Source organism: Pseudoalteromonas sp. Of11M-6, from assembly GCF_022347905.1.
Classification (GTDB): domain Bacteria; phylum Pseudomonadota; class Gammaproteobacteria; order Enterobacterales; family Alteromonadaceae; genus Pseudoalteromonas.
Genome location: NZ_JAKRFW010000006.1, coordinates 117,982 through 128,001, shown reverse-complemented (window position 1 = coordinate 128,001; position 10,020 = coordinate 117,982). Strand labels below are relative to the sequence as shown.

The following is a 10,020-nucleotide window of genomic DNA, read 5'->3' as shown; positions in this document are numbered from 1 at the left end:
TGAATTCTGATTGTTTGTTTCTACTTTTCAAAAAAGTAAAATCAAAACGAATTGACTATATAGTCACTCAGTTACAATTGAGACTCTAAATTTGTTTGCGTCATCTAGCGAACTAGAACCTGCTGTTAGAACTCAACCTGTACGAGTGCCCACACAGATGATTGCTTCATATTTTTAAAGAACGTTTCGAAACATTTCGTTGTTTCGAGGGGTGTGCATTCTAAGCATTCCCAATTTTTTGTCAACACTTAATTTTGAATTTCTTGAGAAGAAGCTTCGAACTTAAGTTTTACTTGACGCTAACTCGTTGCTGCTTTGCTTTTCGGCGTTGTGCTCCGTGTCGGTGGATGCGCATTATAGGGAGATCCGATTTAAGTGCAACCCTTTTTTTCGGTTTTTTCTATTTATTTTTCAAATGCTTTTTAGCCCACCGAATCCTAACAACTTATCCACATTTTCTGTGGATAACCCATAGGAATTTCGGCTTTTGCTTTTCTTTGTGGTAGATTACCGCCCCATTATTTACTCGTTCTTAGAAAAAGGCTAAATACATGGCTGATATCTTAAACTCGATAAGTGGTCTTTTATGGGGCCATCTACTTATCTACCTCTTAATAGCTGCAGGTGTATTCTTCACAATTAGGCTTGGCTTTATTCAATTCACTCAATTCCCATATATGGTGAAGGTAATGATGCAAAGCCGCGAAGGTGCTGAAGATGGTATCTCCTCTTTTCAAGCATTCTGTACTTCACTCGCCGCACGGGTTGGTACCGGTAATATGGCAGGTGTTGGTGTCGCGCTCTATTTGGGCGGTCCTGGTGCTATATTATGGATGTGGCTCATTGCCTTGATTGGTATGGCGACCAGTTTTGCTGAAAGTTGCTTAGCGCAGCTATATAAGACAAAAGATGATGACGGAAACTTCCGTGGTGGCCCAGCTTATTATATGGAGCTAGGTTTAAAACGTAAGTGGATGGGGGTGTTATTCTCACTTTGCCTTATCCTTGCATTTGGTTTCGTCTTTAATGCGGTGCAAGCCAACTCCATTGCTGCAGCATTTAACGTTGCCTTTGATGTGCCTAAATATGTGATGGGTATTGCGTTAGTAGCAGCTTCAGGGATTATCATCTTCGGTGGTTTAAAAACTATTGCACGCTTTGCCGAACTTGTCGTGCCTTTTATGGCCGTTGCTTATCTTATACTTGCACTTTACGTCTGTGCTGTGAACTTTGCGCAGCTGCCAGATATATTTATGTTAATAGTAAAAAGTGCAATGGGTATTGAACAAGCGGGTGCTGGTGCTATTGGCTACGCCGTAATGCAAGCGATGCTTCAAGGGATCAAGCGCGGCTTATTCTCAAATGAAGCGGGTATGGGTAGCGCTGCAAACGCTGCTGCTAGTGCAACACCAAATCCAAACCATCCAGCATCACAGGGTTATGTACAAATGCTAGGTGTATTTGTAGATACCATAGTGATCTGTACCGCGACCGCTTCGCTTATTCTTTTATCTGGTCAGCTCGAGCCAAACTCAGGTTTAACTGGCATTGAATTAACACAATCTGCATTGGTTCATCATGTAGGAGAATGGGGCGCAGTTTTCGTTGCAGTGGCTATTCTATTTTTTGCTTTTACTTCCATTGTTGCCAACTATAGTTATGCAGAAACCAACCTACTGTTTTTAGATCACCATTCAAAGAAAGGCATGATGGTATTTAGAGCTTGTGTATTAGGTATGGTAATGTTTGGTGCGGTAAGCGAACTTGGACTGGTTTGGACACTCGCTGATATTTCAATGGGCTTAATGGCTGTAGTAAACGTGGTTGCACTCTTTATGCTTCGCAAAGTCGTGCTATGGCTTGCCAACGATTATAAAAAGCAGCTTAAAGCTGGCGTAACCCCAGAGTTTGATCCTAGTACCAACCCTGAAGTAGAAAAAACACTACCAAAAGGCATTTGGACTAAATAGACCAATACAGCGCACTAGAGCTTATTTTTAGTGCGCTTTCTTCTTATAAAACTCAGGATTAATGACGAAGAACACAAAAATACGCCCTTGAGTTCATTTAATGTCCAAACAAACCAACCACTTATTGCCTTTCAAAAAAAAATCCGTATAGTAAAGCACAAGTCGGCATATAGCGCAGCTTGGTAGCGCACTGTCATGGGGTGTCAGGGGTCGCAGGTTCAAATCCTGCTATGCCGACCAGCTTTTCTACACTCTATTCAATAAGTTAACTAAGCTCACATAAAGTAATGTAGCAACTTAATTCAGTTAACTTCATTTATATGTAGCATATGTGTAGCTTGCTCTACTTCTATATTAACAGCTACACGGATACTACATTTACTCTCTAGCTTTCCCCCCTTACCCCCTATTACCCTGAAGGGAAGCATTTTTAACATCTTCAATTAGCTGTTTGTATTTCGCGACTGTTTGCCGTGTCAATCTTGTTTCAAGCGCAATACTCCTCTGAGTAATTTTGCAGCCTGTGGCTAATAACTTACTGACAGCTCGTTTTATTGACGTTTCAGATTGCTCACGCCTTTTCTGGTGTGTATACCTCGCACCTTGACGATGAGCGAGTGCTTTGGATTGAATGGGGATTTGATATAACCAAGTTCCTGCAGCCCCTCGATTGTGGTTAGGAAAGTACTTTTGCCAAGTCCAAGATGCTACGCTTTGAGTAATCGACTGCAGTTCTTCGTACTTCAGAGGGTACTCCTTTGCTAAGCCAAAACCTTCAAAGTTATTTAAGCTTTCAGCAACCTCAAACAAGTGTTTGTGCCAGTCCTCAAATAGCCAGTTTTCTCGGGCGTAGTTTATCCTCTTGTAAGCAATGAAACGTAGCTGATGAAACAAATAGCAATTACGAGAGTTGGCTACTTCCCCCCAATCAAACTCATTGCCAAATTCTTTCTTTGGCTTGTGCAAAAAGTCATTTAGTTCGTTGAGACTGTACTCATGCGCATGTAAGAAAGTCGTTTTCCAATGAGAATGAAGCGGGTTTTTACATAAAGGTCCTGTATAGCACTCATCTGCTCCAAGTTTGATTCGCATAGCTTGGTTTACATACTTCAGAAACGCGATAGGCTTGCGCATGCCTTTAAGGCTTGTTGTGACGCCTTGAATAGCATAAAGCAGATGCGCACCTCCTTGCTCCCCTGCCCTGCCAAATTTACATATAGATGGGCCACTAACAATTATATTTGGAGCTGGGAGTAGATTGTCTTCCCAAGAAAACGCTGATTCATCATCGATATCGAAAATCAGCCAATATTGAATAGCTTTTGGATTCACTTGAACATGAAGATAATCACCTAAAGCTATTTCACCATAACGATAACGACCCATTGTTATATCGTCATTAGTACAGAGTGTTCTTGGTGGTGTGGTTCTGTGGAGTCTTTGAGTTAACTGTTCCTGTATACACAAAGGCTTACTAGGAACTAGCTGTTCTGCAATATTTGTCATAAAATATCCGTGTTGGAGTACATTCAACACGGCAGGCGGATAGTTTGGTCGCTTACGCCTGCCGTATTCGCAAGTTAAGCAACGTCGCCATACTTTCTTAGCCACGCTTCAAGCGCAGACTCTTCAAAAAGTAATTTCCCGCCTATTTTGATCGCCTCTGGGGCAGCCTTTTTAGCAAGATCAGAATCACCTTGCATAAGGGCAGCTTTGCGTCTATTTCGGATATTGTATAGATGCTGCGGTGAGCAATTTAAAAACTTTGCAGCTTCTTTTGTGGTAATAAATGTGGACATGAGCCCTCCTAACTAACCAAACCTGTTAAAAACGTATCAACCGTGCTTATGAAAAGCCGTTTGTTTCCTCGTTACGTGTAACAGGCAGCTTGCTAGAAGCGCCTTTTTTGGCACTGGATTTAACCAGTCCATTTAGGCTAAGGTATGATTAGCTAAAAGTAAAGTGGTTTTCAACCTTTCAGTTATAAAAAAGTAAATACTTTAAAAAAAATTTCTATGACTAATCTCATTGAATAAGAAAACTGACACCTTCTTAATTCGTTAGGACTTATTAGAAAGTTAAAATATAATTCTTATCTGTATAACTGGGGTTTTATAAGACCAACATTGTTACTACCACAAAACTCTTTATTTATCTTGTTTATCAAGTCAAACACAGATTTTTCAGCATCTCTAAAGTTATTTCTTGGCGAACGGGACAAGGTAATTCCTATAGTTTTAAGAGCATTGATCATATCTGTTTGATGCTTTTTATAATCAAAGAGAGTTTTCTCTTCAGATTCGCCTGAGAAACACCCATTAGATTTATCTATCAAGTTGTTTATTTTTTTTATTTTCTCTTTGTAATCATTTGAGACATACAATTCACCTAGCCTAGATTCTGGGTAAATAATGTTATACCACTTAAGAACATCTACTCTTTTGATATTAAAAATATTTTCATACTTTGTTTCTGCCATCAAATAGTCTTTAAACGTATTTAAATTAGTTAGATGGATTGTTGTTTTAGCTGCTTTGGTAGCACTTATATAATTTTTTAAAGCATAGTAAATGCTAAAAATAGTGACTGAGGTTAACAGCAACTTAAGTGACAACTCCAAAAAACCTATAGCAGATTTAAAGCTTAAACCGAAAGACTTTAAACAGCTGTAACTGAAACAAGTTGACTTATCGTAAAAAGCGTTTTCCGAGTAAATACCTAAAAACAACCAAAAGAAAATGACCACAACCAAAGCTAAATATAATAAAATTAAAAACTTAGCAACTTTTAAAGGTTCTTTCACTAAATTAGACTTCATTTGGCTTCACTCTTTTTAACCTATTCCTTAATTCATGAGCTTCCCGTGAAAAGCTTCTTTGAAGGATGTTTAGTTCATATTGAGCAAGGTTATAAAGCCTTTTATAAAAGTACTCACATTTATCCTTTTTAAAGCTTTTTTCCAACTTGTACACAAGTTTATGTGAGGTGATGATATCTTGATATGAAGGGAGTGGTAGAATTTTTAAAACTCTGACCATTAATTGTCTAGCTTTGTTATGGCCAATACTCTGCATTCTATTCACCCTCCCCATACATATTGAATGGCTTCTACGGTAATCCCTGCTAGTTCTATATTTAGAATCTTGAGCAAGTTTTTCCAAACTTCGCACAGAAGCTCTTATTTTAGAAATTTCATCTTCAGGGAGTCTTGGCTCTTTAAAGTTAACTCTTAATCCGTGTACTAATGTTGCAGAGTTTGAGTGATTTGAAATTACAAGTTTATCTTCATTAATAGGTAAGTCCTTGCTAATTAGCATTTCCTTAATCAAACTGATACATAGATTAAAATCGTAATTATTTGTGAAGCTAGATACTGTAATATCATCAGCTAGCCGAGTATAAATTAACTTTTTTTTGTGTAGTCTTTGAACTAATTTAGGCTCCACATCATGAAGAACAGCAGACGCAATGAAACTTGAAGTCAACCCTCCTTGAGGTATTTTGTCCTTATAAGTACAGAAGTCTGCCAATAGAGTAGATACATCATCTGGGTATTTAAGTACCTTGCTGAATATATCAAAAACATCACTTTTGTGTATATTTTCGTAAAAGTCTTTGATATCAATCTTAAGTATACTTTTCGTAAGGCAGTGATTCTTGGCACAAGATATATAGTCTCTCGAAGTTACTTCAACCTTACCTTTTATTACTTTAACTGTATTAGGAACGGAACCGTATAGATAAGGAGGCCAAACAATCAAACCTTCCTTTGGTTTTCTTGGATTAAAAACTCTGGAATTAATTAAGCGCTGTATTTTCCGTACAAGTGGATGGGGATCGTAAACAAGCCTTTCATCGCCCGAACTTTTTAGATGGCCAAGAACTCTTTTATAAGCTTTTCCTTCTTTAATCAATTCATAAAACGAATCTATCTCAGTATCAGAAATACTTAAGGCTCTTTTCAAGCTTTTTATAGAGGGTATAGACCGGTTGGTTCTTTTTCTTACGTGATATTCGTATTTACTTGTCACAATGGTCCTTTTGATGATGTAAGCCTGGCTATCCATACAATAGGAATCAACATTCAGCTGCTCAAAAAAACTAACCTATTGATAAATGAATACCTAAATGCCAACCTGCCAGGCTTACCATTGTGGCTGCAGTCGCTTGCCGGCTCAGGCAATGCTGGAGGGCAGCCCCTGTTGTTTTAGTATAGAAAACTATCTAAAACTGTCATCTAGAACAGATAACGGTTACTATCAAAAACAATTAGTCAAGAGCAGAATGGCGATGCGCCACCGTAGAATTACATTAACACTATAATAAAGTTGTTGCAATATTGATGTGAAGCTACACGTAGGCTTGGTCTAAAATTTTTTGAAATACTGGCCCTGAAGAAACAGTCAAAGATAAGCACTAAAAAATAGAGAAGCTAGGGTACTTCGGTATTATTTATATTTTTTCTCTTCTTGTTTCACAACTCTAAACAGCAAATAAAAAAACAAAACAACACCCAGAATGAGTAAGTTACTGACGATTACGGGACCCATACTTACACTCCAATGATCTATACCTATCTAAGCCTATGCCCCTTTGAACTCAACTGCAAGATTACCAAAAACCAAGCCCTTTTTAACTAAGGCATCATGAGCAATTTCTTCCTCTTTTACAAGGGGCTACGCCCCCCGCTATGTCGAAGCGATAAATCGCTCGCTTCATAGCGGGGGGCTTGGTTTTGCTGAGCCTATACGCAGATTTTTATTTGCAGATTGAAAGCGACCTTATTTAACGCTAACCTAAACTTGATTTAGCCCTTTGGGCATTGAAGAAAAACGGCGCTGTTCAGCTGCCGACGACACGTAGTGAGGACCCTCACTGTTTTAATATTTATGTCATGCCGCGCCACATTTATGGCGCTTTTCAAATTCGGCGCTTAGTTGCTGCCGCTTCCACGTATCTGAGGTTTTTATTTTAGGCGAGATCAGTCCGAGCCTTGCGCTGTTGCGCTTAACTAGGGCGAATAGGCTTTAGTGCCGCTGAGCAACTGTGTTGCCAGTTAATCTTACAACCAAGGAACAAGCATGACTTTTAACCCCAATACTGAAGTCGCTTTATTGAAAGCGCAAACAAAACTACGGGCTGGTAAACGACATAAACCATTCAAGCTTGATAAGCATCGCACTCAACTTTGTAAGCTATATGACGCGGGTGCAACTAAAGCTGAGTTACAACGCTGGCTTGCCATGAGAGGTATCGTTGTACAGTGGACGACCGTGAAGCGGTGGCTCGATAAAAATGCCTAAACTTGCCAAGCCCAGTACACAAGCTAAAAACGTTATCAAAGGGCTTACCAAAGCAAAACATATACGCTTTTTAGGCACAGCTAGAAACTACGAATAGGCACTAAAAACGGTTGCCAGCTGGTCAAAGGATATTGGTATAAACGGCATTCAATCTATGAGTATTGAACAAGCCCGAATTTATCTTGACTACCGAGCTGAAATTGTCGGCCAAAAAACCCTAGATATGGAGCGTCAAGCAATACAAGCTATGATGCAACTAAACGGTAAGCTACAGCCAAAAGAAACACTCTATCGAGTTAAGTCATGTTCAGAAGAAATCAAGCGTTCTCGGGCTTACACTGCAGATCAAGCCAGAGCTATTTCACATCGGCAAACAGCAAAGCATCAACTCGCTACACAAATCGCCTTTGCCGCCGGCCTGCGCGCCCATGAGTTACTGACGCTTGCCAAAGCTAGTGAGCGAAGTCCAGACAAACGCCCTGCTCTAGACTCAAAATGGCAAGGCCGAGATGGTGAACTTTACACTGTAGTTGGTAAAGGAGGATTGATTCGTCATGTGCTTATTCCCAATACCCTTGCCGCTCAGCTCGAGCAACAGCGTTTAGCTCAACCAATCACGGTTGTAGACAGAGAGATTAACTATTCTCAGCGATACAATATTGCTGGCGGTAAAAAATGGTCTGATTCTTTCTCTAAAGCCTCAAACCGCACTTTGCTGTTCTCTACAGGCGCACATGGCCTCAGGCATAGTTATGCACAAGAGCGGATGGTTGAGCTTAAAAGCTTGGGCTATAAGTATGAAACGGCCTTAGAGACCGTGTCACAAGAGATGGGGCATTTTAGAAAAGAGATAACTAAGGTATACCTTCAGTGAATGTTCATAACTAATTGCTACTATTTAATTAAATGTTGCTAGAGTCTGAGCTGGTATGTACAATTGCCTTGTTTAAATTATATAAAACAATCAATATAAGAAATATGGAAATGACTGCTCACGTTGGCTACCACACTTGCAAATTAGAGAATGGATTCGATTACATTGTCGATAATATACCCTTCCGAAGTGGCAATGGTGCTAATCAATGGCTAACTCAGGGCTACTACTTTTGGACTGACTCGGACTATTGGGCAAAAAAGTGGGGAGTTTCTAATAGAAGAGTTATAGGTCAGTTCAATATAAATTTATGCTTTAAAAAAGAAGTACTAGATTTAGTAGGTAACGTTCAGCACCAATTAGAATTTATCCAACTAAAAGATACAATCCTTGCTAAACTTGATAAAGAAGAGATACGTAAAAGTGTTACTGTTAATCAAATCTTAAGTAAGTTAAGGTGCTCGAAAGAAATATTTCCATATCTAGGCGTCAGAGCTCAGGATGGAAGAAGAGAAGAACAAATTGATTTTGTTGATCCAAAAATTAATAGATCAAAGTTAGGTTTGGTCACACCACAGCAACTTTGCGTTTTCGAGGAAGCAAAAGACCGTATTTTCTTAAATGGTTTCATTGAACCATCTGATTTCGCAGAAAAAATGCCTACAGCATGAAGGAGATTAATATGTTAAGCTTACAAGAACGTGTACTTTTACTTCAAGAAGAGCTATCTAAAGTTTCTGCTGAAGAGCTATACAATGAACTTCAAAGCTATGAGTCTGTTGGCCCATTAGCTCACGACTTTCTGTGTGATGTAAAAAAACCTCATTCAAATGAATATTGGAAACAATCCTTCAACAAATTCAATTTTGAAAAATTTCGTAATGACATTTATCGTGAGATTATTATTCTCGAAGTTACTTACTTAGAGGATAGTTCAAGCAAAATTGCTACAGCTTGTAATGATGACGATTATGGTAACTCTTTAGCGGCTTAAAAATGAACATTCAACTATATACTAACAAGGCAAAAGAAATAAACCTACTTGATAAGGATCAAGTTGAAGGCTTTGATGAAATCGATAAATTTGGATTTCACTATGAGCCGAATTTTTCAGAACAAACATCTGATAAATTTAATATCTTTTTTGCCTTAAGGTTAAAAGTTAAAAATTCACACTTACTGTTGCTTGAGTATGAATCAACTTTTAAGCTAGATAGAGAACTTGACGATGAGTTTATAAAATCTCACTTTCCATACGTAAATGCACCTGCAATAGCTTTTCCGTATATGAGAGCCTTTGTAAGTACGCTTTTACTCAATGCAGGGTATGACCCTATAATGCTTCCAAGCGTCAACTTTTCAGCTATGTACAAAGATATGCAAGAAAAAAGTTAATTAATGGAGTTGGTGTACATCTTAGATTTAGAACATGTACACCAAACCCTGTCTTTCTGAGCAATAAATTTTTTAATAATTAAATTCGACTTTAAAACCTAAAGCTCAAGTAAATTACCATAGTAACCGATAGTAAATAAAACTATTTTCAATTATAGAATATTGGTGGTTGAAAATGCGATTACTCTTTATTTAATGCTCCTACTCACCCTAACTTTTTTCAACTGTAAATACTCCTTCAGATCAACTGTTCAACTATAAATGGTTTTAGCTTTAAATATAAACGCCCTAGAAACCGTTTCGCAAGGGGTGGGGCATCTTAGAGCTGAGATTACTACTCATTATCTGTAGTGAATATCAACTTTATGCATCAGAAAACGCGCTCTCTGAACCTCTCGCTCATTTGTGAATGTTGTGGTTATCACGTCTAGCAATTTGAAGAAATCACTCTCAACGGAAAAAAAGTCACCTTTGGGTA

Annotated in this window: 10 protein-coding genes and 1 tRNA gene; 7 read left to right on the top strand and 4 right to left on the bottom strand. The window is 38.5% G+C overall.

The annotated features are described in order from the left end of the window. Positions 1 to 551: 551 nt before the first annotated feature. Positions 552 to 1,970, top strand: coding sequence for a sodium:alanine symporter family protein (locus tag MHN32_RS04890; RefSeq protein WP_239421082.1), 1,419 nt, complete (start codon positions 552 to 554; stop codon positions 1,968 to 1,970). A gap of 163 nt (positions 1,971 to 2,133) precedes the next feature. Then, positions 2,134 to 2,210: transfer RNA gene (locus MHN32_RS04885), tRNA-Pro, on the top strand. A 159-nt stretch (positions 2,211 to 2,369) separates the two neighbouring features. On the opposite strand, the gene MHN32_RS04880 is transcribed toward MHN32_RS04885, so the two are convergent. The 4 genes from MHN32_RS04880 to MHN32_RS04865 all read right to left on the bottom strand — a co-directional run bounded on the left by MHN32_RS04880 (position 2,370) and on the right by MHN32_RS04865 (position 6,001). Beyond that, positions 2,370 to 3,476: a replication initiation protein gene (locus tag MHN32_RS04880; protein ID WP_239421081.1), complete on the bottom strand. Its 1,107-nt coding sequence runs from the start codon at positions 3,474 to 3,476 to the stop codon at positions 2,370 to 2,372. A gap of 74 nt (positions 3,477 to 3,550) precedes the next feature. Further along, positions 3,551 to 3,769, bottom strand: coding sequence for a helix-turn-helix domain-containing protein (locus MHN32_RS04875; protein WP_239421080.1), 219 nt, complete (start codon positions 3,767 to 3,769; stop codon positions 3,551 to 3,553). A 293-nt stretch (positions 3,770 to 4,062) separates the two neighbouring features. Next, positions 4,063 to 4,788 (bottom strand): retron Ec48 family effector membrane protein, encoded by a 726-nt coding sequence (locus MHN32_RS04870; protein WP_239421079.1) that lies wholly within the window; start codon positions 4,786 to 4,788, stop codon positions 4,063 to 4,065. Then, positions 4,778 to 6,001 (bottom strand): reverse transcriptase family protein, encoded by a 1,224-nt coding sequence (locus tag MHN32_RS04865; RefSeq protein ID WP_239421078.1) that lies wholly within the window; start codon positions 5,999 to 6,001, stop codon positions 4,778 to 4,780. Before MHN32_RS04865 ends, MHN32_RS04870 begins: the two co-directional genes overlap by 11 nt. A gap of 1,050 nt (positions 6,002 to 7,051) precedes the next feature. Here MHN32_RS04865 and MHN32_RS04860 point away from each other — a divergent pair. The 5 genes from MHN32_RS04860 (at position 7,052) to MHN32_RS04840 (ending at position 9,542) form a co-directional block, all read left to right on the top strand. Beyond that, on the top strand, positions 7,052 to 7,273 hold the full coding sequence (locus MHN32_RS04860) for a hypothetical protein (protein WP_239421077.1): 222 nt from the start codon (positions 7,052 to 7,054) through the stop codon (positions 7,271 to 7,273). Between the two features lie 154 nt (positions 7,274 to 7,427). Next, positions 7,428 to 8,147: a site-specific integrase gene (locus tag MHN32_RS04855; protein WP_343224379.1), complete on the top strand. Its 720-nt coding sequence runs from the start codon at positions 7,428 to 7,430 to the stop codon at positions 8,145 to 8,147. Positions 8,148 to 8,257: 110 nt separating this feature from the next. Further along, on the top strand, positions 8,258 to 8,818 hold the full coding sequence (locus MHN32_RS04850; RefSeq protein ID WP_239421076.1) for a hypothetical protein: 561 nt from the start codon (positions 8,258 to 8,260) through the stop codon (positions 8,816 to 8,818). An 11-nt stretch (positions 8,819 to 8,829) separates the two neighbouring features. After that, positions 8,830 to 9,141 (top strand): hypothetical protein, encoded by a 312-nt coding sequence (locus tag MHN32_RS04845; RefSeq protein WP_239421075.1) that lies wholly within the window; start codon positions 8,830 to 8,832, stop codon positions 9,139 to 9,141. A 2-nt stretch (positions 9,142 to 9,143) separates the two neighbouring features. Beyond that, positions 9,144 to 9,542: a protein-export chaperone SecB gene (locus MHN32_RS04840; protein ID WP_239421074.1), complete on the top strand. Its 399-nt coding sequence runs from the start codon at positions 9,144 to 9,146 to the stop codon at positions 9,540 to 9,542. The last annotated feature ends 478 nt before the right edge of the window (positions 9,543 to 10,020 follow it).